General features: G+C 37.9%; 23 protein-coding genes and 2 pseudogenes. 11 read left to right on the top strand and 14 right to left on the bottom strand.

The features are described from left to right. Both IQ226_RS20140 and IQ226_RS20135 read left to right on the top strand, forming a co-directional pair. On the top strand, positions 1-1,049 hold a 1,049-nt coding region (locus tag IQ226_RS20140), incomplete at its 5' end, for an AAA family ATPase (RefSeq protein ID WP_193898309.1). Next, a complete protein-coding gene (locus tag IQ226_RS20135) occupies positions 1,042-1,779 on the top strand; it encodes a hypothetical protein (protein ID WP_228039566.1) in 738 nt (245 codons plus the stop codon). The genes IQ226_RS20140 and IQ226_RS20135, both read left to right, overlap by 8 nt. Before the next feature lie 14 nt (positions 1,780-1,793). Here IQ226_RS20135 and IQ226_RS20130 read toward each other — a convergent pair. From IQ226_RS20130 to IQ226_RS20105, 6 genes and pseudogenes are all read right to left on the bottom strand, one after another. Then, positions 1,794-2,045, bottom strand: a pseudogene (locus tag IQ226_RS20130) (ABC transporter permease); the annotation flags it as partial. A gap of 178 nt (positions 2,046-2,223) precedes the next feature. After that, positions 2,224-2,988 carry an ABC transporter ATP-binding protein gene (locus IQ226_RS20125; protein WP_228039565.1) on the bottom strand — a complete coding sequence of 255 codons (765 nt, stop codon included), beginning with the start codon at positions 2,986-2,988 and terminating at the stop codon, positions 2,224-2,226. Between the two features lie 101 nt (positions 2,989-3,089). Continuing rightward, a complete protein-coding gene (locus IQ226_RS20120; protein ID WP_193898305.1) occupies positions 3,090-4,307 on the bottom strand; it encodes an ABC transporter permease in 1,218 nt (405 codons plus the stop codon). A gap of 21 nt (positions 4,308-4,328) precedes the next feature. Beyond that, positions 4,329-5,798 (bottom strand): efflux RND transporter periplasmic adaptor subunit, encoded by a 1,470-nt coding sequence (locus tag IQ226_RS20115; protein WP_193898303.1) that lies wholly within the window; start codon positions 5,796-5,798, stop codon positions 4,329-4,331. A 244-nt stretch (positions 5,799-6,042) separates the two neighbouring features. Continuing rightward, a complete protein-coding gene (locus IQ226_RS20110) occupies positions 6,043-7,113 on the bottom strand; it encodes a lipopolysaccharide assembly protein LapB (protein WP_193898301.1) in 1,071 nt (356 codons plus the stop codon). Positions 7,114-7,383: 270 nt separating this feature from the next. Continuing rightward, on the bottom strand, positions 7,384-8,013 hold the full coding sequence (locus IQ226_RS20105) for a sigma factor-like helix-turn-helix DNA-binding protein (protein ID WP_193898299.1): 630 nt from the start codon (positions 8,011-8,013) through the stop codon (positions 7,384-7,386). 286 nt (positions 8,014-8,299) lie between these two features. On the opposite strand from IQ226_RS20105, the gene IQ226_RS20100 reads away from it, so the two are divergent. From IQ226_RS20100 to IQ226_RS20070, 7 genes are all read left to right on the top strand, one after another. After that, the gene (locus tag IQ226_RS20100) at positions 8,300-8,896 is read left to right on the top strand and encodes a glyoxalase-like domain protein (protein ID WP_193898297.1); all 597 of its coding nucleotides are present in this window, start codon (positions 8,300-8,302) and stop codon (positions 8,894-8,896) included. A gap of 158 nt (positions 8,897-9,054) precedes the next feature. Further along, positions 9,055-9,441, top strand: a complete 387-nt coding sequence (locus IQ226_RS20095; protein ID WP_193898295.1) for a VOC family protein — start codon at positions 9,055-9,057, stop codon at positions 9,439-9,441. A gap of 469 nt (positions 9,442-9,910) precedes the next feature. Continuing rightward, entirely contained in the window at positions 9,911-10,792 is an 882-nt protein-coding gene (gene ylqF / locus IQ226_RS20090) for a ribosome biogenesis GTPase YlqF (RefSeq protein ID WP_193898293.1), read from the top strand. 181 nt (positions 10,793-10,973) lie between these two features. Next, positions 10,974-12,602, top strand: coding sequence for an adenylate/guanylate cyclase domain-containing protein (locus IQ226_RS20085; protein ID WP_193898291.1), 1,629 nt, complete (start codon positions 10,974-10,976; stop codon positions 12,600-12,602). 231 nt (positions 12,603-12,833) lie between these two features. Next, positions 12,834-14,201 carry an NAD-dependent succinate-semialdehyde dehydrogenase gene (locus tag IQ226_RS20080; protein ID WP_193898289.1) on the top strand — a complete coding sequence of 456 codons (1,368 nt, stop codon included), beginning with the start codon at positions 12,834-12,836 and terminating at the stop codon, positions 14,199-14,201. 94 nt (positions 14,202-14,295) lie between these two features. After that, positions 14,296-15,939, top strand: coding sequence for an acetolactate synthase large subunit (locus IQ226_RS20075; protein ID WP_193898287.1), 1,644 nt, complete (start codon positions 14,296-14,298; stop codon positions 15,937-15,939). A 108-nt stretch (positions 15,940-16,047) separates the two neighbouring features. Further along, complete coding sequence (locus tag IQ226_RS20070) at positions 16,048-16,779, top strand: Uma2 family endonuclease (protein WP_193898285.1); 732 nt, start codon at positions 16,048-16,050, stop codon at positions 16,777-16,779. 72 nt (positions 16,780-16,851) lie between these two features. Here the strand turns inward: IQ226_RS20070 and IQ226_RS20065 are convergent, their stop codons facing one another. Next, entirely contained in the window at positions 16,852-17,409 is a 558-nt protein-coding gene (locus tag IQ226_RS20065; RefSeq protein ID WP_193898283.1) for a protoglobin domain-containing protein, read from the bottom strand. Positions 17,410-17,864: 455 nt separating this feature from the next. On the opposite strand from IQ226_RS20065, the gene IQ226_RS20060 reads away from it, so the two are divergent. After that, the gene (locus IQ226_RS20060) at positions 17,865-19,703 is read left to right on the top strand and encodes a bifunctional serine/threonine-protein kinase/formylglycine-generating enzyme family protein (protein WP_193898281.1); all 1,839 of its coding nucleotides are present in this window, start codon (positions 17,865-17,867) and stop codon (positions 19,701-19,703) included. Positions 19,704-19,747: 44 nt separating this feature from the next. Here the strand turns inward: IQ226_RS20060 and IQ226_RS20055 are convergent, their stop codons facing one another. The 6 genes and pseudogenes from IQ226_RS20055 to surE form a co-directional block, all read right to left on the bottom strand. Continuing rightward, complete coding sequence (locus IQ226_RS20055; RefSeq protein WP_193898272.1) at positions 19,748-20,428, bottom strand: SDR family oxidoreductase; 681 nt, start codon at positions 20,426-20,428, stop codon at positions 19,748-19,750. A gap of 51 nt (positions 20,429-20,479) precedes the next feature. Next, positions 20,480-21,004 carry a hypothetical protein gene (locus IQ226_RS20050; RefSeq protein ID WP_193898270.1) on the bottom strand — a complete coding sequence of 175 codons (525 nt, stop codon included), beginning with the start codon at positions 21,002-21,004 and terminating at the stop codon, positions 20,480-20,482. 75 nt (positions 21,005-21,079) lie between these two features. Next, positions 21,080-21,418 (bottom strand): hypothetical protein, encoded by a 339-nt coding sequence (locus IQ226_RS20045; RefSeq protein WP_168645546.1) that lies wholly within the window; start codon positions 21,416-21,418, stop codon positions 21,080-21,082. Positions 21,419-21,537: 119 nt separating this feature from the next. Next, positions 21,538-21,648, bottom strand: a pseudogene (locus IQ226_RS20040) (Lin0512 family protein); the annotation flags it as partial. After that, positions 21,639-22,508: an MBL fold metallo-hydrolase gene (locus IQ226_RS20035; protein WP_193898268.1), complete on the bottom strand. Its 870-nt coding sequence runs from the start codon at positions 22,506-22,508 to the stop codon at positions 21,639-21,641. The gene IQ226_RS20035 and the pseudogene IQ226_RS20040, both read right to left, overlap by 10 nt. Before the next feature lie 197 nt (positions 22,509-22,705). Further along, positions 22,706-23,503, bottom strand: a complete 798-nt coding sequence (surE, locus tag IQ226_RS20030; RefSeq protein ID WP_193898266.1) for a 5'/3'-nucleotidase SurE — start codon at positions 23,501-23,503, stop codon at positions 22,706-22,708. Positions 23,504-23,679: 176 nt separating this feature from the next. On the opposite strand from surE, the gene pheS reads away from it, so the two are divergent. After that, positions 23,680-24,672, top strand: coding sequence for a phenylalanine--tRNA ligase subunit alpha (pheS, locus tag IQ226_RS20025; RefSeq protein WP_193898264.1), 993 nt, complete (start codon positions 23,680-23,682; stop codon positions 24,670-24,672). Between the two features lie 170 nt (positions 24,673-24,842). Here the strand turns inward: pheS and IQ226_RS20020 are convergent, their stop codons facing one another. Further along, positions 24,843-25,406 carry a Uma2 family endonuclease gene (locus IQ226_RS20020; RefSeq protein ID WP_193898263.1) on the bottom strand — a complete coding sequence of 188 codons (564 nt, stop codon included), beginning with the start codon at positions 25,404-25,406 and terminating at the stop codon, positions 24,843-24,845. Positions 25,407-25,841 lie beyond the last annotated feature (435 nt).

The following is a 25,841-nucleotide window of genomic DNA, read 5'->3' as shown; positions in this document are numbered from 1 at the left end:
ATATAGAATTTAAAAAAGATCAAGGAGATTTAATATATAAATTTATAGAGAGACAATTACCAGAGGGTATGAAAGAAATAATTCCTAAAAAATCTTTAGACAGAGATTTACTGGATAAAAAAAAGTTCTTTCTAATTGCAACAATAATTAGAACAATGTTCAAACATTACCATGAGACTTTTTTCTTACCAGCTAGTAGAATTTTCTTTTCTACATTCTATCGTTATATTTTTGAGGTTGATAGAAAAAGACGTGAACAAGATATCAAAAAATTGGTAGATTTACTGGAAAATCCCCGCAAGAAAGGAAATATTCAATTATCTGATCTTGAAGAGTTAGATTTTAAAAGAAAATATACAGAACCTATGAATCAGGTTTTTGAAAAACTTTTTTCTCTTGAAGAAAATATTGAGGGACATTATATCAATCTTGTTGAGCAGCTACAACAAATTCTTGGAGGTGAGATAAAAGTTATTCGTCCAGAAGGAATTGGTGTGGCAGAACTTTATTTTAAAATTGATTCTGTTGATGAACCTTTGCCCATGTATTTAGCTTCTTCTTCTGTTAATCAACTAACAACTCTCTATTTATATTTGAAATATTGGGCATCAGAAAAAAATAACTTTTTAATGATAGATGAACCAGAAGTAAACTTAAATCCCGAAAATCAAATTAAGTTAATCAATATATTAATACAGTTTATTCAAAATGAAACAGGAAATAAAGTATTAATAACAACCCATAGTTCTATGTTAGCTAATGCTATTAATAACTATATATATTTAGATATTCTTAAAAGTGAGAAAGGAGTTAATGTCAAAAAAATTATAGAAGAAAATAAATTAAAATATGTTGATTCATCTATTTCTATATCAAAAGACAAAGTAGGTGTTTATTTCTTTACAGGTGATAGGATCATAGATTATAAAAGTAGTGATGATGGGATCTATTTTAGAAACTTTAGAGAAGTTGAAAATAACTTAGATAAATCACTTCGCATTCTGACTGATTATATTTACCGTCAGGAAGATGAGGTTGAAGATGAGTAAAAATAGGTATTTTTTAAATAGTCCTAATGATCCAAATCTTCCTTTGCTTAGGAATGAATTGCATAAAGCTTTAGCTCAACGAGAATTTATTGTTGAAATTCCGGTGGCTGAAGATAATATTATTGAAATTAAAGAAGAAAATTCTAACGCAAAACTTAAAAAGGTCTTTATTGAGAAATTAAATTATTCTGGTAATAATGACTCAAAAGTAGAAAAAATTTGGAAAGTTGACTTAGAAAAAGATATTACAGGTATCTCACCTATTGGTAAAACTCCTGAATGTGCCATTTTAGTTTTACAAAAATATGAAAGTAGTTATAGATTAAGTATTATTTTAATTGAATTAAAATCTACCATAGATAATAAGGAATTACAAAAGATTGGAGAAAAATTTCAATGTGCAATGTCAAGAATATATATGTTACTTGTTCTAAATAATCACTTAAATTCAATTCAAGGTTATAATGAATCACAAATATATATAGATTTTAAAGGCATTTTATTTTATCAAACATTTTCTGATAGAAGTAAATTCACAGAAAAAGATAATGATAAGTTGTATTTGCAAATGTATTCGATTTTGCAGACTTCTGATAAATCAGGAATATTAACTTGTGAGACAATTTTAAAACCGCAAGATAAGATTAATATTAAATGTTTTACACCGCAAGACAATCATAATTTAGAACCAGAAATGAGGATAAATTTACAATCCCTATTATCTAAATAATTTATTCTCATTCTCTATTCTTTCCGTTCCCCCCTATTCCGAATCAATTCCCCTATCAAAGCGACAATAGCAGTCATAGAAATTAACATCACACTTAAAGCATTAATATCGGGTTTGACTCCCGTTCTAATGCGGCTAAAAATTTCCATTGGTAAGGTATTAGTCCCACTTCCCGCAGTAAAACTAGCAATTAAAAAATCATCCAAACTCAAGACAAAAGCCAATAAACACCCAGAAATAATCCCAGACATTAATTGAGGTAATAAGCTGAATTTTTGCTCAATCCATAATTGCAAATCGCTATCATATAGGGTGTTAGACATCTTTTAGATTTACTCCCAGTGCAAATTTTGATTTAGTGAAGTAAGAAAATTAAGCCATCAAACTCTTATCTTTTCCCTGTTCCCTTGTCTCAAGTAATAATTTATCTGACACCTACTGGATTTAAGATGCGACAAGTTGATGTAATTCATGGGGAGTTAGATGAGAATGAACAACTTCACTATCACGAAACCAAACAATTCGTTTAGTTTGTCGCGCCACTTCTGATTCATGGGTGACGATAACAACAGTAATACCACCGCTATTAAGTTCACTAAACAAGTCTAATACTTCTTGGGTGGTATGAGAATCAAGTGCGCCGGTGGGTTCGTCTGCGAGGAGAACAACGGGATTGTTGACAATAGCACGAGCGATCGCTACTCTTTGTTGTTGTCCCCCTGATAATTGGGTAGGTTTGTTATTGAGGCGTTTTTCTAAGCCAACTTTGATTAATGCAGATGTCGCCCGATCTTTTCTTTCCCCCGGTTTAACACCAGCATACACCATTGGCAGCATGACATTTTCTAAAGCTGTTAATTGATTTAATAAATGGAATTGCTGAAAGACAAAACCGAGTTTTCTATTGCGAATATGCGCCAATTCCGTATCATCCATTTGCGCGACATTCAAGTTATCTAAATAATAATTTCCCCTACTAGGACGATCTAAACAACCAATAATATTCATGGCTGTAGATTTACCCGAACCAGAAGGTCCCATAATCGAACAATATTCACCCTGTTTAATCACCAAATTCACATGATTCAGTGCTTTAACTTCTATTTCCCCAATTCCATAAACTTTGAAAATATCTTCTAACCGAATAATTGCTAATTCTGGTGCAGCATCGGGAATATTCGCATCATGAAAAGTCAGGGTATTAGCCATAAAAATTTATCCTGTTGTGTGATTAAGATCCCCGACTTCTTATTGTATCTTAGAAATAAATGAGAATTAATATCAGAAGTCGGGGATCTGGAAATTACCAATTAAGCCGTTCTCAGTGCTACCATTGGATCAAGTTGAGCCGCACGACGGGCAGGAACGACACCAAAAAATAAACCAATCCCACCAGAAACACTAGCAGCTAAGATGACTGCACTTGGTGAAATTGCCGCTTGTAAAGGGGTAAGGATACTTACTAAAATGATGCTACCACCGCCTAAAGCAATGCCGATTAAACCGCCGACTACAGATAAAATCACGGCTTCAATAATGAATTGTAAAAGGATGTCTTGTTGAGTTGCACCAATAGCTTTACGCAGTCCAATTTCTTGGGTACGTTCGCTGACAGAAACGAGCATTATATTCATAATCCCAATCCCACCCACAAATAGGGAAATACTGGCGATCGCCGCTAACATTAGTGTCAAGCCGCTGGTAATTGTATTGGTAATTTCCAAGATATTTTTTTGGCTTTGAATAGTAAAATCATCTTCACGGACAATTTTGTGCCGGCGACGGAGTAAGTTTGTCATTTGAAATTCTGCGGCGGAGATGCTATTTTCATCTTGAGCAGATACCGAAATTAAAGAAACATTAATACCAAAAGGGGATGTTCTCCCCACCAGCCGACTAAACATGGTATTAATAGGAATAAAAACCGTATCATCACTGTTACTTCCAAAGGAAGAACCTTTGGCTACTGTTAAGCCAATCACCTCAAAAGTAGTATTTTGAATGCGGATTTTTTGACCAATAGGATTTTGATTATCAAATAGTTTATTAGCTAAATCTGGAGCTAATACTGCTACTCTTTTATTCCGTTTCAGATCAAAGTCATTAAAAAACCTACCTTCTTTGATTTCAAAACTACGAACAGTTGTATAATTAGGAGTAGTACCAATCACTGTACTAGTTGTACTTTTATTTCTATAGGTGATTGTACTTCTGTTATTAATTTCTGGGGCAACTTCTTTAACGGCACGGACTTGTTTAGCGATCGCCTTCGCATCTTGTAAAACTAAAGTTCTCGGCATTGTTGTCACCCTTCCCCGGCTTCCTGGACTCCCAGGGATAATAAATAAGGTATTGGGACCCAATGATGCAAATTGCTTAGTTGCCAATGTTTGTGCGCCTTCTCCAATGCCAATCATGGCAATTACCGAAGCATTACCAATAATAATCCCTAACATGGTTAAACTACTTCGCAGCTTATTAGCTAATAAGGTAGTAGTCGCCATCTTCACACTTTCTAAAATGTCCATATTTTGTGTTTACTTGTGATTTTATTTTCCCTGTTCTTTATTTCCTTTACCCTTGGTTTTAGGTAGATCAATAAATATGCGATCGCCTGCTTTTAAGCCTTCTAAAACCTGAATTTGGTTATCAATATTTGCCCCAATTGTGACTAACTTAAATTGGGGTTTATTTTTTTCACCCAATAACCACACACCAGTTTTTCCCTTTTGAGTAACAATTAACTCTTGGGGTATTAACAGCGCATTTTGGATATTATTACCAATAAATGTCACTTCACTGACATTCATTCCCGAACGCAGTTTATTTGCTGTCTCATCAATAGCTACCCGCACCTGGAAAGATGTGACATTTTGCTCAACCACCGCTTCAGGGGCAATCAACCGCACTCTTCCCTGAAAAACTTCATCAGGATAAGCATCAATAGCAATTTCCACTTTTTGTCCCTGTTTAATTTGGGGAATATCCACTTCAGGAACTTTAGCCAGCACTTCTAAACCTTTAGCTAAAGCAACTATAGAAGTAGATGTCGCCGAAGCATCACTAGAAGCAGAAATAGCCGGACTCACATACGCGCCCACAGTCGCATATCTTTGAGTCACAATTCCCGAAAAAGGAGCGCGAATAATGGTATCTTCCAGTTGCACCTGTTGTTGTTTTAACTGAGCCTCAGCACTAGCTACTGCTGCTCTTAATTTAGCAATTTCTTGGGGACGATTGCCATTTTCTAATTTTCGTAATCCTTCCTTTTCTTGATTAACTATTGCTGCTTGCTTTTGAATATCTTGGTTGCGGTTGCCCACTTTTAGTAAAGATAATCGGCGTTGTGCTTCTTCTAAATTAGCTTTAGCTTTACTATTTTCACTCACATATTGTTCTAAACTATCTTGGGAAATAGCCCCATCTTTAGCTAGATCTTGATAACGTTTGACTCTCGATTGGGTAAGTACCACAGAAGCTTTTGCCGAGTCAACTTGAGCCTGTGCTTGTTGAATTTCCTGTAACCGATTCCCATCTCGAATAATCGCCAATTGTGCCTGTGCTTGGTCTACACGGGCTTTTGCTTGGGCAATTTCTTCGGGACGACTGCCGGCTTGGCTATCTGCTAATTGTGCTTTTGCTTGGTCTAAATTAGCTTTGTATTGGAGAATTCGCATTTTAATTTCCGAATTATCCATGCGAGCAATTATTTGTCCTTGTTTGACAGTATCTCCCTGTTCAACATTTAAACCTGCTAACAATCCTGGACTTTTAGGACTAATATTCACACTTTGAACTGGTTGAACTTTGCCACTAGCAGTAATGCGGACAGTTACGCTTTTTGCTTCTACCGGAACAGTTAATTTACTAATATCTAGGGGTTTATTTCTTTGCTGAATGGTTTTGATTGTAACTGTTGTTCCCACAATTAAGAAACCACCAGCGATTAAACCCATTAACCACCGCCATGGATATTTAACTTTTTTGCCAATTAGGGGAATTTCTATGTAAAAAGTCATGATCAAAAAAGGTTAGGAATAGAAGTTGGCAAGAATCTTTTATAGTTGAGAATCTATGATAATCATTTAATTCATCAATGTGATTGGGTGAATTTTCAGTTTGTATAGTTTTCTATCTCCGTTCTAGCTATATTAACACATTTTCCTTTGATTCGTGATCATGACTTATTTCCTATTTATTTAGATCATTGAGATCCCCGACCTCTTTGAGAAGTAGGGGATCTGGTATTTTGGTATTTTGTTATTAACGGTTTTTTAATTCATTAAGTTTATAAACTAATAAACTTTCTTGTTTACTATCTTCTAATTTCTGGGCTATGGAAATAGCTTGTGTATATAAATCCTTAGCTTTGGTAAAGTTGCCCATTTTCTCATAAATTTCCCCAGAGACAAATAAATATTTTAGACTTTCTGCGGGATTGTTAATAGAATCAGTCAGTTTTACCCGATTTTCTAATAGTTTCAAAGCTAAATCGTAACGACCTAATGCAGCATTGGCTGTGACTAAACCATCAATTGCTCGTAATTGATTGGCACGTTCAAAACTCTTTTTCGCTAACTGCATTGCCAAACTATAACTACCAATAGTCTTTTGATAATCCCCCATCGCTAAATAAGCATCACCAAGATTATTTAGGGTATTAGCTTCACCGACAGTATCACCAATTTGGCGGCGAAAAGTTAAGGCATATTCGCCAATTTTAACGGCTTTATTGTAATCACCTGTGCGGATAGCAACCAAGCTCAAATTACTTAAAGATAGCCCTTGTCCTTCCAGGTTAGTCACATTACGAGCCACGACTAAAGCATCTTCTAGAGTTTCTTGGGCGGCAATATTTTCGCCTTTTTGGAGAAACAAGGTAGCTAGATTATTTAGGGCAAAAATTTGATTTTGAAAATCTTGATTATCACGGGAAATTGCTAACTGTCGGCGAATGGCATCTTCAGCATTATTGATATCATTTAATTGCAGATAGGTATTAGCTAATAAATCATAAGTTAAACCTTGGGCTTTTAAATCACCTAATGAGTGATAAATTTCCAAAGCTGCTAGGGATAATTTTAGAGTTTTTTGGGGAAATCCTTGAAATAATTGCTGTCTACCTTGTCTGAGTAATTTATCAGCTACATTTCGTGATGATTTATTTGCGGGATTATTTAAAGGACGATGAATTTGTTGGGTAATATCAATTGCTTTTACACCTGTAGTTGTCAATAAACAGGTGAGTAGTACCGCATAAAAAGTCAAAAATGGTAATTTTAAGAAATTGCTGATATTAATTAGATTTCCTGATAGTAAATGCCGTTGTTTCATAATATATAACCGGGAAATTCCGGCTGTAAATAGATGGTATAAGGAACTTCCAAGAAAAAAATTATCCCAATAAATGAACGAAAGAACCACAGAGGCACAGAGAACACAGAGAGAGAAGAAATAGAGAGAGTTTTTGCGTTAGTTTTGGGACATATTTTTATTTGGAAGTCTCTAAGACAAGTTTTGTCTGAGCAAGCCAAGAACTAACGAGAGGGATTTTTTCTATGGTTCTGTGCCGTAAATGGGCGACTGTGATTATTATAGCTAAAGTTAGGACGAAATCCCAGGTTCACCTAAGTAAATAGCCCGAATATCAGCAGGTAATTTATCTTCTAGCATCTGATAACCTTCTTGGAGAGAACTTGCGACTTCCGCAGGGGAAATTTGTTCTCCTTCAGCTTGCAAATAGGCAGCAATTCTGGTTTCACTCCAGTGGAAGGTTTGCGCCATTAAGACGATTAATCGTAATATTGGTGGTAGTTGATCTAATGCCTGTTCTACATAGCACCATAGCGGTGGTGATGTATCTTTAAGGGAATAATGAATAGCTTCTGTAGGTGGAAGCTTAATCTCGTTAATATGGAATGCTGTGATGTTAATTAACCAATTTTGTAAGGTTAAGGATTCCGTATCTGTGGCTGCTTGGTTTAAGTCCAGTCCCCCTAATTCATAATAGATATTTCGCCAGATCAGAGCAAATAAATAATCAGCTTGCACAGGCGATCGCGCCGAATGCCGAATTAAGGTGTAAACTATGGGACTATAACGGCAAAAAATCACCGTAAAATACTTGCCATAATCTGGATATCGTTGAAATAAACTCAGTAGTTCTTGATCACTGTGATGAAATAGCGACTTCACCAATGGGTGATTAGCTTCGGGAAAGTGAGGAATTTGCACAATCTCTGAACTAGATAACTGTTAAAATATACTAGGGAATGGTGATGCGACGGTTAATAATATCCGAAAGTCAGTAAGTTTGTAAAGTCAGACCACTAGTACCGCAAGGCGGAAGTCAAAAGTCAAAAGTCAAAACTAATACTGAGCAAGCTTTTTGGCGATTGATAATGGTTGATTTATTTACGCCGTGTTGTACTAGACTATTGATAAACTAGAAACAAAGACTTAATGTTAGTCTTAACTGACAATACTCAAAGCCTCTCCTTTATTGTGATTCTGTTTGTTCATGGTTATAGAAGCTAGTTCCATAATGTTCCTGCTCAGTCCACTCACTTTCGGCTCGTTCTTACCTTCCCTGCCCTTGGATAGCCTATTCTCCACCCAGGGGATTATGATTATGTTATTGGCAGCTTACGCTGGCGCTATGTGGATGTTCCTCAGCAGCGCCCCTAAAGTTTATACTGTCATGGTATCGGATTTAGAAGTTGCCCGACAATTATATGAAGGATTGCTAGATTTGCCAGTAGCGGAAGTCCCCTTGCACTATTATTACAACTACGAGCAAACCATTGGTGCAACAGGTATTGACCCGCTGTATATGTCCCCTAGTCCCAGTTGGTCTAATAACACCATGAATAATGGTAGTGACGGTCTGTGGTATCAACTCAAGAAAAATACTCAATTACATATTATCACTGGTGCAAGTTTAGGCAAAAAAGATCAGCATCGTCATGTTTGCTTTGATCATGATTGTCTAGAATTAATTTTAATGCGGGTAGAAGTCAGGGGTTTAAAGTTCAAAATTCGCAACCAAAAGCCTTTGAATTTTTTAGTTAAGGATTATGAAGGGCGTGTCATTGAAATGGCTGAAGTTGCTAATTAGTCATTATCGGTGTGTTGGGTTTTCCTAATGCACCCTGAATATTATTTTTCAATTATCAACACCTTGTCCATTATTTGTAAGTCAGGTTAAGCGACAGCGCAACCCAAGACATTTGTTGGGTTATGACTTCTTGTGACAAATCTATGGTAAAAATAAATATGCAATATAATAGTGTCATCGTCACCATAGCCACAGTTAATTTTGATAATATAGTCAGCTTCTATACTCAACTACTAGAACAAAAACCACAGAAATTCATCCCCCATATCTATGCTGAGTTTCACATTGCTGGGTTAAAGTTAGGTATTTTTAAACCTAAATCAACAAACGAGCCAGAATTTGTCGTTAACTCCCAAAGTCCGCTCAGTTTATGCTTGGAAGTGAATAATTTACAAACTGCCATATCTCACCTGACATCTTTAGGCTGTACCTCACAAAGAGAAATTTCTATAGCTTCTCACGGACAAGAAATTTATGCCTACGACCCCGACGGCAACCGTTTAATTTTACATCAATCTCATTCAGAGGGAACAGGTGACAGGTGACAGGGAACAGGTGACAGGGAACAGGTGACAGGTGACAGGGAACAGGTGACAGGGAACAGGTGACAGGGAACAGGTGACAGGGAACAGGTGACAGGTGACAGGTGATAGGTGACAGGGAACAGGTGACAGGGAACAGGTGATAGGTGATAGGTGACAGGGAACAGGGAACAGGTGATAGGTGACAGGGAACAGGTGATAGGTGACAGGGAACAAGGGAACAGGTGATAGGTGACAGGGAACAGGTGATAGGTGACAGGGAACAGGTGATAGGTGACAGGGAACAGGTGATAGGTGACAGGGAACAGGTAATAGACAAGAGAGAGAATTAATGACAACTAACAACTGACAACTAACAACTGACAACTGACAACTAACAACTGACAACTGACAACTAACAACTGACAACTAACAACTGACAACTAACAACTGACAACTAACAACTGACAACTAACAACTAACAACTAAATAAATGTCAATCACACAAAATTACAAATTAAATCTGATTCAATGGTATCCCGGACACATTGCCAAAGCTGAGAAAAATCTCAAAGAACAGCTAAAACGGGTTGATGTGGTTTTAGAAGTAAGAGATGCTCGTATTCCTATAACCACAAATCATCCCCAAATGAATGAATGGGTGGGGACGAAGACCAGGATATTGGTACTAAACCGGGTAGATATGATTTTGCCACAGGTGCGATCGCGCTGGATAGAGTGGTTTAAAAATCAAGGTGAAGTTCCATATTTTACCAACGCCCAACATGGTCAAGGTGTCACCGCCATAGCCAAAGCCGCTCAGGCAGCGGGTATTGAACTTAACCAACGCCGTACGGATAGAGGAATGTTACCCCGTCCCGTCCGGGCTGTCGTCATTGGTTTTCCCAATGTCGGTAAATCAGCCCTAATTAACAGATTGATAGGAAAACGAGTCGTAGAAAGCGCCGCCCGTCCCGGTGTTACCAGACAACTGCGGTGGGTGAGAATTTCCGATCAATTACAATTACTAGATGCCCCTGGTGTCATTCCCGCCAGACTGGACAGCCAAGCCGCAGCCGTCAAATTAGCCATTTGTGATGATATTGGCGAAGCAGCTTATGATAATCAACTTATAGCAGCAGCATTCGTAGATATACTTAACGAACTTCAGGAAACACATTCTCATTCATTGCCACCACATCCACTACTGACACGGTATGAGATAGATTCCATCATTTACACGGGAGAAGACTATTTACAAGTCTTAGCAGAACATCGTTATAAAGGTGATGTAGAACGTGCCGCCAGACAAATGATCACCGATTTTCGGAAAGGACTTCTGGGTAATATCTCTTTAGAATTACCACCATTTTAACTATAATATTAGAACTTGCACAGTAAATTATGGTATATGTAAGCCGATTTCTGTTGAACAACTAGCAACACAAATAGCAGATAAACGTCTGGTATCTAATACCTGCTGATAAATATAAACGCTATATTTATTTAATTACACTGATACTTGCGCCCTTAGCTTCGAGCCTGATATAACAGTCATGAATCAACTCACCCTCCTCTTCCAACAAGAAGGACATACCGAAAAATTAGTTCTAGTAGATAAAGATGTATTTATTATCGGACGGTTGCCAGAATGCGATATGGTGTTACCCTTTGAAGGAATTTCTCGCAATCATGCGCGAATCGTCAAAAGTGCAGATCATGTGTGGACTATTCAGGATCTAGGTAGTAAAAATGGTACGCAAGTTAACCAATATTTGATCACGGATATCCAAGAATTAGCTAATAATGATGTAATTTCCTTGGGCAAAATTAAATTATTAGTAAAATTCAAAAATATAAATACAAATAGTACCACTAATAGATTTTTAAGAAAAGTTAATACTCAACCACAGAAAATAATTTTTCGGAATGTTGAGCAACTCCAACAACACTGGATCAGTGCTAATACTATTAATAGCAATAACAATAATCAAAATGAAACTATTGCTAGGCTGAAAGATTTGGTAGATATAGCTAAAAATCTTTGTGCTGCTGCATCTATTGAGGAAATTTTTTTCCAAGTACAACAAGTAGTTTTTCGTTATCTTGATAGTATTGACCGATTAGCCCTATTAGTAAAAATTGACGATTCTGGTAATTTAGAGTTAATAAGTTCTGCCACTAGAAATATTTCTGAACAAGAAAATCTAGCTACAGATGGTAGCTGGATTAGCCGCAGTATTTGTCAAAAAGTATTTGCAGAAAAAATTGCTATTCAAAGTGCCGATACTCAATCAGATCAACGTTTTTCTAGGGAGAAAAGCATTTTAGCTAAAGGTATTCGTAGTGCTATGGCTGTCCCATTATGGGATGAACACAAAGTAATTGGAGTTCTCTATGCTGATGCTAGTCTGTCTTCATCTCATTGGGAAAGTGAAGGGGAAGAAGAACTCAGCTTCTTTTCAGCTTTAGCTAATATTGTAGCTTCTAGTGTGCAACGTTCGTTGTTAGTAGACAAACTCAAAAATGAAGAAGTAATTCGTCATCGTTTAGAACGATACCATTCTCCGGCTGTTGTCCAGCAATTGATAGCTGTTGGTGGTTCTCCAAATGGACGTTTAGCGCCTAGAGAAAATGAAATTAGTATTTTATTTGCGGATTTGGTCGGGTTTACGGCAATTTCTGAACGATTAACACCTAGAGAAATTGCTCAATTATTAAACAATTTATTTGAAGAAATGTTGAAAGAAGTATTTTTGCATAGTGGCACTTTAGATAAATATATTGGTGACTGTATCATGGCATTTTTTGGCGCTCCTGACCCAGATCCAGGTCATGCGGATAGGGCAGTTGCATCAGCGAAGGGAATGCTAACTCGGTTAAAACATCTCAATGCCAATAATTTTTGGCAAGAACCTTTACAATTACGCATTGCTATTAACAGTGGTAAGGCTGTGGTTGGTGATGTTGGTAGTTCTCAAAGGGTAGATTACACTGCTTTAGGAACGACAATTAATTTGGCAGCCAGGATGGAAACTAGTTGTTCTCCTGGTGAATGTGTAATTAGTGAAGTTACTTATAATATGCTGTCGGAGAAATCAGATTTTTTTGATATCGGAGCTTATCGTTTTAAAGGAATTGATCGTTCAATTAATCTATATCAAACTAAAATGTGTGAACTATAGGTGCTAGTATCGCCAAGCGGAAGTCAAAAATTAAAATGTTCCCTGTTCCCTTCTTTTGTAATATTGAGCCAGCTTTTTGACATACTATTTGGCAAATTGGCGAGGTATTGATTTCATAAAAATAATTTTTCATAATTTTCTCTCCAACTCAATTTTCGTGTTAACTTCTGTAATGAATGTGTGTAAGACTGGTAAACTACCTCAAACTATTTTTTAATGGGAGGTCAGGTTATGGCTATAGCTACTATTAATCCCACTACTGGGGAAACGCTCAAAACTTTTGAGCCACTGAAAGATACAGAAATTCTCGCCAAATTGGATTTAGCAGGAAAGGCTTTTGCAGGATATCGGCAGACGAGTTTTGTAGAGCGATCGCACTGGTTAGAACAAACAGCAACTGTTTTAGACCAAGAAAAGGCAGATTTAGGGAAATTAATGACCCTGGAAATGGGTAAACCCTTAAAAGCGGCGATCGCTGAAGTTGAAAAATGCGCCCTGGTTTGTCGCTATTACGCCGAAAATGCCCCGAGTTTTCTCGCTGATGTCACTGTTAAAACTGATGCAAGTCATAGTTTTGTAAAATATCAACCTTTAGGGGTAATTCTCGCCGTCATGCCTTGGAATTTTCCATTTTGGCAGGTTTTTCGGTTTGCAGCACCAGCACTCATGGCGGGCAATGTGGGACTACTCAAACACGCTTCTAATGTGCCACAGTGCGCCCTGGCGATCGAAGATATCATCCACCGTGCCGGGTTTCCCAAGGGTGTATTTCAAACATTGTTAATTGGTGCTGCCCAAGTTGCCAATTTGATGGCTGATGATCGCGTCAAAGCTGCTACTTTAACCGGTAGTGAATCAGCAGGTATATCCCTCGCGGTTGCATCTGGGAAACAAATCAAAAAAACTGTTTTAGAATTGGGGGGTAGTGACCCATTTATTGTTTTAGAAAGTGCCGATTTAGAAACAGCAGTTACCACCGCAGTCACAGCCAGAATGTTAAATAATGGGCAATCTTGTATTGCGGCTAAACGCTTTATAATTACTGAATCTGTGGCTGATCAATTTGAAAAACTGCTGTTAGCAAAATTTCAAGCTTTGAAAGTTGGCAATCCCATGGCAGCAGATACAGATTTGGGACCATTGGCAACTCCTGATATTCTCCAAGAATTAGACGAACAAGTTAAAAATGCCGTAAAAAGTGGGGGTAAAGTTCTCACAGGTGGACATCCTTTAACAGAAATGTCGGGGAACTTTTATCCGCCTACAATTATCATAGATATTCCTGTAGATACACCCATTGCCCAAGAGGAATTTTTTGGACCTGTGGCATTATTATTCCGAGTTCCTGATATCAATGCCGCGATTAAATTAGCTAATGATAGTCCCTTTGGTTTAGGTGCAAGTGCATGGACAACCAATACAGCAGAACAACATCGTCTAATTCAAGAAATTGAAGCTGGTGCAGTATTTATTAACAGCATGGTTAAATCCGATCCCCGTTTACCTTTTGGTGGTATTAAACGTTCTGGCTACGGTAGGGAGTTGAGTATTCAAGGCTTACATGAATTTGTGAATATTAAGACTGTCTGGGTGAAGTAATAGGTGACAGGTGACAGTTAAGAGGGAATAAAGAATAGGGATATTCTTTGTCCTAACTCCTGAAGTTCTTTAATTATTCTTTTGAGGAAAGTAAATGAATACCGCAGAATTGTTAGTACAGTGTTTAGAAAATGAAGGAGTTCAATATGTTTTTGGACTTCCTGGTGAAGAAAATTTGCACGTTTTAGAAGCTTTAAAAAACTCATCAATTCAATTTATTACCACTCGTCATGAACAGGGTGCAGCCTTCATGGCTGATGTTTATGGGAGATTAACAGGAAAAGCCGGAGTATGTCTTTCCACCCTTGGACCAGGGGCAACTAATTTAATGACTGGAGTGGCAGATGCTAATTTAGATGGTGCGCCATTAGTGGCAATTACTGGGCAGGTGGGAACAGATAGAATGCACATTGAATCCCATCAATATTTAGATTTAGTGGCCATGTTTGCCCCGGTAACAAAGTGGAATAAACAGATTGTCAGACCGAGTATTACACCCGAAGTTGTGAGAAAAGCCTTCAAGCGATCGCAAACAGAAAAACCCGGCGCAGTTCACATTGATTTACCAGAAAATATTGCCGCCATGCCCGTAGAAGGCAAACCTTTAAATAAGGATAATAGCGAAAAAACCTATGCTTCCTTTGCCAGTATTCGCGCCGCTGCTGGAGCAATTTCCCAAGCCGTTAATCCCATCATTTTAGTCGGAAATGGGGCAATTCGCGCCCATGCTAGTGATGCAGTCACGCAATTTGCCACCCAAATGAATATTCCCGTGGTTAATACTTTTATGGGGAAAGGAGTCATTCCCTATACTCATCCCTTAGCACTTTGGTCTGTGGGATTACAACAACGAGATTTCATTACCTGCGGCTTTGATAATACAGATTTAGTCATAGCAATTGGCTATGATTTAATTGAATTTTCCCCCAAAAAATGGAATCCCGAAGGAACAATTCCTATTATTCATATTGCGGCTACTTCTTCGGAAATTGATAGTAGTTATATTCCTCAAGTAGAAACAGTTGGTGATATTTCTGATTCTCTTAATGAAATATTGAAATTAGCAGAAAGACACAATAAACCCAATCCCTATTCTATTAGCTTGCGTGCTAACATTCGTGCTGATTACGAAGAATATGCCAAAGATGATGAATTTCCCATGAAACCGCAAAAATTAATTTATGACTTGCGGCAAGTTATGGGACCAGATGATATTGTCATTTCTGATGTGGGCGCACATAAAATGTGGATTGCTAGACATTATCATTGTCATAGTCCCAATACTTGCATTATTTCCAATGGTTTTGCTGCTATGGGTATTGCTATTCCCGGTGCATTAGCCGCAAAATTAGTTCATCCAGATCGTAAAGTTGTCGCTGCCACTGGTGACGGTGGTTTTATGATGAATTGTCAAGAATTAGAAACAGCTTTGCGAGTCGGAACACCATTTGTTACCCTGATTTTTAATGACGGTGGCTATGGTTTAATTGAATGGAAACAAGAAAATCAATTTGGTCCAGGTAACTCATCTTTTGTCCATTTTGGTAATCCTGATTTCGTCAAATTTGCCGAAAGTATGGGATTAAAAGGTTATCGGGTCGAATCCGTTGCGGACTTTATTCCCTTACTCAAAGAAGCGCTCGCGCAAGATGTCCCAGCCGTGATAGATTGTCGAGTAGATTATCGAGAAAACCGTCGTTTCACCAAAAAAGCCGGCGAATTAAACTGTCAAGTTTAAATATCCGTAGGGGCGGGGTTTCCCCGCCCTTGAATCTTTGTTTTCTAATAAATATTCTCACTCCTGAATGATGATAAAATCAGAATAAATCAACCAAAGGTAGCGTTTATGGCAACCCTACTCAGTGAAACCAAATCACAGACTGGACTGGTCATCTCTTGGGAAGCCTTACCCGATGATTTTCAGTTAGAGGATGAACCAGTGGACAATACAGGACAACCACTTTTAGCGGGCGCTTTGTCTGAAAGTTTAGAAATCAGTGAATTTATTCAACCACAGATGTTAATTGCTGCCAATTTTGGGCTATGTGCCACATTAAATGAGCAATTTGTGGCGAAAGCACCTGATTGGCTATATATAACTTCAGTTAAAGAGATATTACCAGAAAGGAAAAGCTATACACCCAATTTAGAAGGGGATGTACCGGCTGTAGTGATGGAGTTTTTATCAGATAAAGAGGGTGGCGAATATTCATTTAAGCGCACCTATCCGCCGGGAAAATGGTTTTTTTATGAACAAATTTTACAAGTTCCTATCTATATCATTTTTGACCCAGATGGGGGATTATTAGAATATTATCAACTAGAAAATGGCCGTTATGAATTAAAGCAACCAGACGAAAATGGTCGTCATTGGATTGACACAATGGGACTATTTTTAGGAACTTGGCAAGGTGCAAAGGAAGGTCGTACTGGCTATTGGTTGCGATGGTGGGATCAATCAGGTAATTTGTTACCTTGGGCTGTAGAACTGATTGAACAGGAACGCCAGGAAAAAGAACGGCTAATGGCTTATTTGCGATCGCAGGGAATTGACCCCAATAATTTGCCTATAAAATAGAGATAATTCCCATACAGAGTATGGGAACAAGAAAAATTTCTGCTCCTCTGCTCCCCTGACCCTCTGCTCCTATTAATTGATTGATGCCGCACCTGTGCTAATTAACCGCTTTAATAAAGCGGATGACCAGCCAGTTTCTTTTAGCACAGCCGAAGTCGAAACATCTACATAAGACTGTTCAATAAAAGCCAAATCAATCATACAAATTCGCCCTAAAGCATCTTTTAATTCCTCAGATTTGCCCTCAGCTTTCAGTTTCTTGGCTACTTCATGAATGACTGTAGACATGGCTGGAACAATATGCTGGGGTTGAATTCCCACCTTCACATGAACAACCCCAATTTGCCACCGTCGTTGGGCATAAACAGCACCCCAATCATCAATTCCTGTAAACATTTCGGCAAACCATTTGATGAATGTATCTGTGAGTCGCTGTATTCTGCCTTCACTAGCATTAATAATGGCATTCATTTCTGCATCACGCCCTAGATAGCCATAGAAATGTTCCGCCATTTCTGCGGCAATTTCCTCACCCCAGGCAGCATTGGCGTTCAAAATAGATTTGTCTTCAGCCGTAAAACCAAATCTATTTTCCATTGTCGTCATAAATGCTAGAGTATCCATAGCCATAAGTCATCCTTAATATCAGTATTTTTTGGTGTGCCTGTCTTGTGGATAGCTTTATACTATCTATATTTAAAGTAAATCAAAAATTTGAGAAAGTTGTGAGGATAGTTATGAAATGATACATATTTATAGCAATTATCAGTAGTGTACTCAGTACGGAGTCCGTAGAGAAAGGGAAAAAGTCAGAATCTGTGCAACAAACATTACAGATTTTTCCTACTGATAGTGTTATTTATAAGTAAATACATTATAGTTCTGACAATTGAGAATGGGAATCCGTGGGCGTATATAGAGTCAGTTTTGTAACTTATTAAACTTTTAATTCTGCAATTTTTTCAGTTTCCCCACATAAACTGATTTAGAGTTTGACTAATTTTTTGTAACAGGAATAAATATCGTTTTGACAATTTAATAATATTGGGACTGAATTTTGAAAAGATGCTATTTTCTCAACATTCATGCAAATTTGCCAAAATCCCAATTGTTCTAACCCCTTCAACCCGAAAACCGCTAAATCTTGTCTGAGTTGTCAAGAAAGTAACTTTGGGGAAATGCTGCGAAACCGTTACCGGGTTTTGAGGTTATTAGGTGAAGGTGGATTTAGCAGAACCTACGCTGCTGAAGATGTAGATAGACTCAATGCACCTTGCGTCATTAAGCAATTTTTCCCCCAAGTTCAAGGAACTGGACAACGTGCCAAAGCAGCGGAATTTTTCAAAGAAGAAGCTTTTAGGCTGTACGATTTGGGAGAAAACCATGCCCAAATTCCCCGACTTTTGGCTTACTTTGAACAAGGTTCTAGTTTGTATTTAGTCCAGGAATTTATTATTGGCAAAACTCTTCTCGAAGAACTACAAAATCAAGCCTATGATGAAACCCAAGTTCGGCAACTTTTAGCTGACTTATTACCAGTTTTAGATTTTGTTCACAAACATAATGTAATTCACCGCGATATTAAACCAGAAAATATTGTGCGTCGAGATAGTGATCAAAAACCCGTATTAATTGATTTTGGAGGTGCAAAACAAGTTACTCAAACCAGTATCGCTAGACAAGCAACAGCTATTTATACCTTAGGTTATGCCCCAACAGAACAAATGGCTGGATTTGCTTGTCAAGCAAGTGATTTATATGCTTTGGGTGTCACTTGTGTGCGGTTATTAACTCAAGATCTACCATTACAAAATGATTATGGACAACTGCAAGATCATCTTTATGATGCCATGAATGCTAAATGGTTATGGGAAGAACGTTTACGCCTTAAAGGCATTACTATTAGTGATGAATTAAAGCAAATCTTAAATAAATTACTCCAACATTTTGCTAGTGATAGATATCAATCAGCACTGGATGTTTTAGATGATTTAAACTTTCCTAAATCTCCTGTAGTCCTCAAATTTTCTTCCTTTCCTAAACCACCATTAACACCACCACTTCCTCAAAAAGTTCCTGTTCCCTTACCTCCCTTATACAACTTTGATTTTTATGTCATTACCGTAGATACTTCTGGTAGAGAAGTTAACCGTGATAGACGGAAGACTAAATATTTCAAAGAAGAATTAGGCAGGAATACAACCTTAGAAATGGTATCAATTCCCCATGGAACTTTTATCATGGGTTCTTTAAGTTGTGAAGGTGATGATGATGAACGTCCCCAACATCAAGTTACAGTTCCACCCTTTTTTATGGGGAAATATCCTATTACCCAATTACAATGGAGAACTATAGCAGCTTTACCGCCAATTCAACAAGAATTACATCCGAATCCATCCAAATTTAAAGGTGCAAATTTGCCTGTCGAAAATGTTTCTTGGTATGAAGCTGTAGAATTTTGTGCCAGATTAGCAATGAAAACCGGGAGAGAATATCGTTTACCTAGTGAAGCCGAATGGGAATATGCTTGTCGGGCGGGAACTACCACATCTTTTCATTTTGGAGAAACAATTACTTCTGATTTAATTAACTGTAGTGGTAGCGATACCTATTCTTTAGAACCAAAAAGTAGATTTCGCAAAGAAACAACTAATGTTGGTTATTTTGAAGTGGCTAATGCTTTTGGTTTATATGATATGCACGGATTAGTCTGGGAATGGTGTGCAGATCCTTGGCATAATAACTATCATGGCGCACCTACAAATGGTGGTGTCTGGGAAGATGGAGGTGATAAACATCGTCGCGTTTTAAGGGGTGGTGCATGGAATTTTGGTGCAGAACTTTGTCGCAGCGCTAGTAGAAGTTGGAATGAAGCAGACGGTGGTTTAAGAATGTGTGGGTTTCGAGTAGTATTTTCACCTTAAATTTAGTTAGTAGTGAGGACTTTAGTCCTCAAAGTTAACAACAACTAATCTAAATTAAATTCCACAAATTCCGGTAATCCTGGATATACCATATTCCGATCTATGGCTGAGAAAATTTTATTATTAGTATGATCAGAATTTAAACAGCGACAAACTAATTGGGCCACATCTGCACGATGAATAGTACCTACAATCTGAGGATTTTCGGTGATAATTCCGTTGTTGGTTGCTGGTTCTGATTTTAACCCACCAGGACGGATAATTGTATAGTTAAGTCCGCTGGAAATTAAATATTGTTCTGCTTTTTCTTTTTCAATTAAAACTGGTTTGAGTGCTGCTAAAGCTTGGGAAGGTAAAGCCACCACACTATCACCACTACCAATGGAAGTTACGAGAATAAACTTTTTTACCCCTGCTTTGACTGCGGCATCAATGAGGTTTTTATTGCCAATATAATCAGGTTTGATATTATCTGTAGGTAAACCACCTAATGTACTGATGACAGCTTGAATCGGTTCGTTTCCTAAAATTGCCTGTTCAACATCAGCCACATTTAAGGCATCTCCTAGAATTGGATAAACACCCATTGCTTTTGCTGCCACAGCAGCGGCTTCTGTTCTCAACAGGGCTTTAACTTGAATTTGTTGTGCTATCAAATATTTAGCGATTTCTTGGCCAACGCCCCGACTAGCACCAGCTAGAAAAATGGAAGATGAGATTAACATAATTAGTCTATAAAAAGATGCTATACTTACATTTAGCACAAAACTGTCATTTTAGAATGGAACTATTTCAAAGACAAAAGTACCAATTAGACGTTCATCAATATAGACTTCTATTTGATGTTTACCCAAAGGATCTCCAGCAGCAATAGTCCAAAAATTTTCAATTATACCATTCACAGGTGTTACTGTGCGCGTGGAAGTTGCCGTTTTTCCATCTTTGGATATGGAGAAATTTTTATGATTTTCTGTTGTCCAAGTTTCAGGGGCTTGTGGTAAAGTTAAAACTTCGCGCCATTTGACGTTACCTTGATAATTATCAAGTGTAATTCTCCAACCATAAGCATCACCTTCTTTTAAGGGAACTGTAGTTGTTGGAAAAAAATTGACTTTCCCTTCTGGGTTAACTATCTTTACGCCAAATTCACTCTTGTTAACAACTATTTGCTGATTAATAGGTTGATCGTAATTTGTTCTCCTTGCAGGTAAAGCCATACTAGACTTATGGAAAACCGGAGTTATTATCGGCAATATCAAAGAAACTGAAACTAATAAAAACTGGGAATTTATAATTTTCATCAACTTTATTTTCTATTAAATAAGTAGGATACAAAATGTACATATCCTACTTGAAAAAAGTATTTTTGGCAATAGTTAATCTTCATCAAGTGCAGGTAAAAATTCTTCAAATTGCCACAATTGATCTTTCTTTTCTAGGAACCAAATGCGAGTTTCCGTGGTTAATTTACCCCAGATAACATCAACGGGAACATGAGGAGAAGCATATTGAAACTCTTCGCCAATAATTCTGAGATTATCCTCGATATTCCGAGGAATACCAAAATCTTCCCAATCAATTTTGACATTTCTGCCGGTAACTCCCGCAGTCGGATCAAAAACTAATTGTGCAGTTCTGATTAAATCAGCAAAGTGTTGTGCTTTTAGCCCAATGATTTCTTGGATTTGAGGTGATTGTTGAGGATCTTGAGACATTTTCGCTGGAGTTGTGTAGATGTATAATTTAAAAAATTACTGCCAGAGATAATCCCAGTATCTTCATTTTAGCTCAAAAAATCCAAGGAAAATCAATATTTTCAAGTTAATTATGCAATTTATACAAAAACTGTAACTGCGGCTACAGCTATCAACATTTCATCATTTTTATTGTTGAGAGAAGCAATTGCTAAACCATCAACTACCATTCCTCCCGCTTCTATGAAGAGGTAACATCAGTTGTAGTAACTGGGATAACTAGTCCTTCCTTAGCCATAATTGCACCGGGAAAACTCGCACAAGCAGCTTCACCCACACGATCTAAATAATCATCATTGTGGGCTGGGTCATGATGGTAAATTACTAAGGTTTTCACATTGGCAGCTTTCGCAACTTTTATAGCTTCTTGCCAAGTGGAATGTCCCCAACCAATTTTGGGCAATTTGGGATGACTATATTCTTCATCAGAATAGGTAGAATCATAAATGAGTACGTCAGCATTGCGGGCTAACCACAAGACATTTTCATCTAAATGATCAGGATAATGTTCAGTATCAGTGATATAAACAGCAGCACCACCTTGCCAACTCACTCGATATCCTACTGCTTCACCGGGATGATTTAAGTGGGCGGTTTCTATAATAATGTCATCAATATTGATAGGCTGTCCGATTTGTATGTTGTGAAAGGTCAAATTAGACTGCATAATCTGTAATGGTACAGGGAAGTTAGGATGGAGCATTTGGTCATTTAACCGCTGTTCTATGGTAGAACCATCTGGGGCGATCGCTCCGTAAATATCAAATTTATTCCCACTAATAAAAGCTGGGGCGAAAAAGGGAAATCCTTGAATATGATCCCAGTGGGAATGGGTAAAAAATAAATGCCCCTCTACTGGCATTTGGGACAATAAGGATTTACCTAAAATGTGCAATCCTGTCCCCGCATCAAAAATTAACCGTTTACCGCCCACCTGCATGGAAACACAGGAAGTATTACCTCCATAGCGGACTGTATCTAGCCCTGGACTGGGAATGCTGCCCCTAACGCCCCAAAACTGCACATTAAATTGGTTTTCTATCCTGGACATGGGTATTTTTGGCTGGCTAGACTTGAGCAAAAGGATCATGAAAACACACGACTTCTTATTTATTTAAGTGTATGCTGTTGTACAAGTTTTATTGCTGGAAACAACATAATTAGCCTTGAAATTTGCAAGCACTTTGGCTTAAAATTCAGTAAAGTGACTGAAAATAATTTTTCTAGCTGAGACGAAGATGCCTAAATCTACGGAAATTTAAATTCCCACTCAGATAGTTGACTCAGTCCATAGCCATAAGTGAGATTATATTGCAATGGAGTAATACTGATATATTTTTTTTGAATGGCATGAACATCCAGAGGAATATGGGTTGGTAAGTTTAATTCTATCGGTGGTTCTATATCTTCGATCACCTCTCCAGTTAACCAGTAGTAAGTTTTACCTCTGGGATCAGTTCGCTTATCAAAAACATCCACATAACGTCGTACCCCTTGTCTGGTAAAAGTAACTCCAGCTATTTCTTCCCAAGATAAGGGGGGGATATTAACATTCAGTAACATTAATTCTGGCAGTGGTTGGGCGGCAATTTTAGCAACTAGGATTTCGGCAAATTTAGCTGCTGCTTGAAAGTCTTTATGAGTATGACTAGTTAAACTAAAAGCAATACTAGGAATACCTTCAATCACTCCTTCCATTGCTGCGGAAACAGTTCCAGAGTAGAGAATTTCTGTCCCTAAATTTGCACCTTGGTTAATTCCAGATAGCACTAAGTCGGGTGGAGAATTTAACAAAGCCCATAATGCCAATTTTACACAATCTGAAGGCGTACCATCACAAGCCCAAGCTTGAATATGAGGATGAAAAACAGATTCTACTATTTCCGCGCGAATTGGTTGCAGTAAAGTTAATCCGTGTCCTGTTGCCGATCGCTCTCGATCTGGACAAACTACTGTCACTTCATGACCCGCTGCTGCTAAGGTGTTGGCTAGGGCGCGAATCCCCAAAGCAGAAATTCCATCATCGTTGCTAATTAGTAATTTCATTTGTCAGTTGTTCGTTGTCAGTGGTCAGTTGTTGGTTGTCAGTGGTCAGTGGTCAGTTGTCGGTTGTCGGTTGTTGGTTGTTGGTTGTCAGTTGTTATTAGGAAAAATATTTCTCTGTTCCCTGTCCCCTAATATAGACTAATGACCAATGACCAATGACTAATGACTAATGACTAATGACTAGCAATTTAGAAGACCAACTTTTAGCATTACGGCAAGAAGGAGAAACAGCGATCGCTGCTGCTGATAGCTTAGAACGCCTAGAAGAACTCAGAGTCAACTATTTGGGTAAAAAAGGGCAATTGGGGGCGCTATTGCGAAGTATGGGGCAAATGAGCGCGGAAGAACGGCCTAAAATTGGGGCGATCGCTAACACAGTCAAAGAAGCCATTCAAAACAGCCTTGACCAGCAACGCACAACCCTAGAATCTGCTCAAATTCAGGCACAGCTAGAGGCAGAAACAATAGATGTCACCATGCCCGGTATTTACCGTCCCCAAGGTCGGATTCACCCCCTGAATGGCATTATTGACCAAACCCTAGATATCTTTGTTGGCATGGGTTACACCGTTGCCCAAGGATCAGAAATGGAAACAGACTACTACAATTTTGAAGCTCTTAACACCCCCCCAGATCATCCAGCCCGTGATATGCAAGATACCTTCTACTTACCAGATGGTAACTTACTACGGACTCATACTTCCTCAGTGCAAATTCGCTACATGGAAAAAGAAGAACCACCCATTCGAGTTGTTGCCCCAGGTCGAGTATATCGCAGAGATGATGTAGATGCGACCCACTCAGCAGTTTTTCATCAAATCGAACTTTTAGCCATAGATGAAGGACTAACTTTTACAGATCTGAAAGGAACTGTAAAAATATTTTTACAATCAATATTTGGCGATTTACCAATTCGCTTTCGTGCCAGTTATTTCCCTTTTACTGAACCTTCAGCCGAAGTAGATTTACAATGGAAAGGACGTTGGTTAGAAGTCATGGGTTGCGGCATGGTTGACCCCAACGTATTAAAATCTGTCGGTTATGACCCCGAAGTTTATAGCGGGTTTGCCGCCGGTTTTGGTGTAGAACGTTTTGCTATGGTATTACACCAAATTGATGATATTCGCCGTTTATATAACAGCGATTTACGCTTCTTACAACAATTTTAACGTAGGGGCGGGGTTTCCCCGCCCTTGATAAAGTTCTGTTCTCTATTCCCTATTCCCTATTCTCTATTCCCTATTCCCTATTCCCTATTCCCTGTTCCCTATTCCCTATTCCCTATTCTCTATTCCCTATTCCCTATTCCCTATTCCCTATTCCCTATTCCCCGCCATAATCATGAACCAAAACTCAACCAACCAAAAATTTCCTTAACAGTTAATTCTAAATTGATATTTTCCAAAATTGGTAATTTATCATCACCTTCATATATTTCGATTTTTTGTCCAGGAAATACAGCCAATACACTTTCTTCCTCTGGGTTTAATAACCAACCTAATTCAGTTCCATTTCGGGAACAATGCAATAATTTTGTTAATACTTTTTTCTGTGGTTGTTCAGGAGAAAGAATTTCTATTACCCAATCAGGATGAATTTCAAAACGGTTAGCAATTCTCCCAGATTCAGTTTTGGGGATTCTTTCCCACCGGAACACCGCAATATCAGGCACAATGGTACTACCACCAAAAGTACAACGTAGTTCTGGGAAGGCTATAGCAATTTTTTGACTTCTAGTGAGTCCATTGACAACTTCAATGAAAGTAGTCTGAATTAAGCTGTGTTCACCTTGTGGCATAGGTTTTTGCAGGATTTCCCCATTAATAAATTCTGATGCTGGTTTAGTTTCTGGTAACTTGAGAAAATCTTCTAGTGTAATTTGGCGTTCAGTGGCTATAGTCATAATTGGTAACTAGAAAGCATAGTTTTATTATATAGCAATCCTAAATTACTTATGAACAACAAGATCCCCGAATTCTCTAAGAAGTCGGGGATCTGACTCTTGCAATATTCACAAATCAAATAGGATTTCTATATGATCGGTGATAATTTTGAAAAAATATAGGGGTGGGGATTTTCCTCCCTTTAATAATCATGAAGTAAAACTCAACCAACCAAAAATTTCTTGATTTTATTGATTTTGGTTATTGGTTTGGGGACGATATAGAGTAAAGTCAAGATACGCACAAGATTTATCACGATATAAATACTTACAGCAGTTTGAGATCAAACGCGGTACAAAGATGGTAAACTTTAAAGATGTAAAAAAAAGAAAATAATTGAGATATATGGCAGCAGCATATTCGACTGATATAAGACAAAAAATATTAAGTGCTTG

This window comes from Dolichospermum sp. LEGE 00240, from assembly GCF_015207875.1.
Lineage (GTDB): Bacteria > Cyanobacteriota > Cyanobacteriia > Cyanobacteriales > Nostocaceae > Dolichospermum > Dolichospermum gracile.
The sequence above is the reverse complement of the archived record's forward strand: the minus strand, read 5'-3'. Positions and strand labels throughout refer to the sequence as shown.

Excerpts from the sequence above, each read along its gene's own strand:
- IQ226_RS20135 (WP_228039566.1), top strand. The coding sequence starts at position 1,042 with ATGAGTAAAAATAGGTATTTTTTAAATAGTCCTAATGATCCAAATCTT.
- IQ226_RS20125 (WP_228039565.1), bottom strand. The coding sequence starts at position 2,988 with ATGGCTAATACCCTGACTTTTCATGATGCGAATATTCCCGATGCTGCA.
- IQ226_RS20120 (WP_193898305.1), bottom strand. The coding sequence starts at position 4,307 with ATGGACATTTTAGAAAGTGTGAAGATGGCGACTACTACCTTATTAGCT.
- IQ226_RS20115 (WP_193898303.1), bottom strand. The coding sequence starts at position 5,798 with ATGACTTTTTACATAGAAATTCCCCTAATTGGCAAAAAAGTTAAATAT.
- IQ226_RS20110 (WP_193898301.1), bottom strand. The coding sequence starts at position 7,113 with ATGAAACAACGGCATTTACTATCAGGAAATCTAATTAATATCAGCAAT.
- IQ226_RS20100 (WP_193898297.1), top strand. The coding sequence starts at position 8,300 with ATGGTTATAGAAGCTAGTTCCATAATGTTCCTGCTCAGTCCACTCACT.
- IQ226_RS20095 (WP_193898295.1), top strand. The coding sequence starts at position 9,055 with ATGCAATATAATAGTGTCATCGTCACCATAGCCACAGTTAATTTTGAT.
- ylqF (WP_193898293.1), top strand. The coding sequence starts at position 9,911 with ATGTCAATCACACAAAATTACAAATTAAATCTGATTCAATGGTATCCC.
- IQ226_RS20085 (WP_193898291.1), top strand. The coding sequence starts at position 10,974 with ATGAATCAACTCACCCTCCTCTTCCAACAAGAAGGACATACCGAAAAA.
- IQ226_RS20080 (WP_193898289.1), top strand. The coding sequence starts at position 12,834 with ATGGCTATAGCTACTATTAATCCCACTACTGGGGAAACGCTCAAAACT.
- IQ226_RS20075 (WP_193898287.1), top strand. The coding sequence starts at position 14,296 with ATGAATACCGCAGAATTGTTAGTACAGTGTTTAGAAAATGAAGGAGTT.
- IQ226_RS20070 (WP_193898285.1), top strand. The coding sequence starts at position 16,048 with ATGGCAACCCTACTCAGTGAAACCAAATCACAGACTGGACTGGTCATC.
- IQ226_RS20065 (WP_193898283.1), bottom strand. The coding sequence starts at position 17,409 with ATGGCTATGGATACTCTAGCATTTATGACGACAATGGAAAATAGATTT.
- IQ226_RS20060 (WP_193898281.1), top strand. The coding sequence starts at position 17,865 with ATGCAAATTTGCCAAAATCCCAATTGTTCTAACCCCTTCAACCCGAAA.
- IQ226_RS20055 (WP_193898272.1), bottom strand. The coding sequence starts at position 20,428 with ATGTTAATCTCATCTTCCATTTTTCTAGCTGGTGCTAGTCGGGGCGTT.
- IQ226_RS20050 (WP_193898270.1), bottom strand. The coding sequence starts at position 21,004 with ATGAAAATTATAAATTCCCAGTTTTTATTAGTTTCAGTTTCTTTGATA.
- IQ226_RS20045 (WP_168645546.1), bottom strand. The coding sequence starts at position 21,418 with ATGTCTCAAGATCCTCAACAATCACCTCAAATCCAAGAAATCATTGGG.
- IQ226_RS20035 (WP_193898268.1), bottom strand. The coding sequence starts at position 22,508 with ATGTCCAGGATAGAAAACCAATTTAATGTGCAGTTTTGGGGCGTTAGG.
- surE (WP_193898266.1), bottom strand. The coding sequence starts at position 23,503 with ATGAAATTACTAATTAGCAACGATGATGGAATTTCTGCTTTGGGGATT.
- pheS (WP_193898264.1), top strand. The coding sequence starts at position 23,680 with ATGACTAGCAATTTAGAAGACCAACTTTTAGCATTACGGCAAGAAGGA.
- IQ226_RS20020 (WP_193898263.1), bottom strand. The coding sequence starts at position 25,406 with ATGACTATAGCCACTGAACGCCAAATTACACTAGAAGATTTTCTCAAG.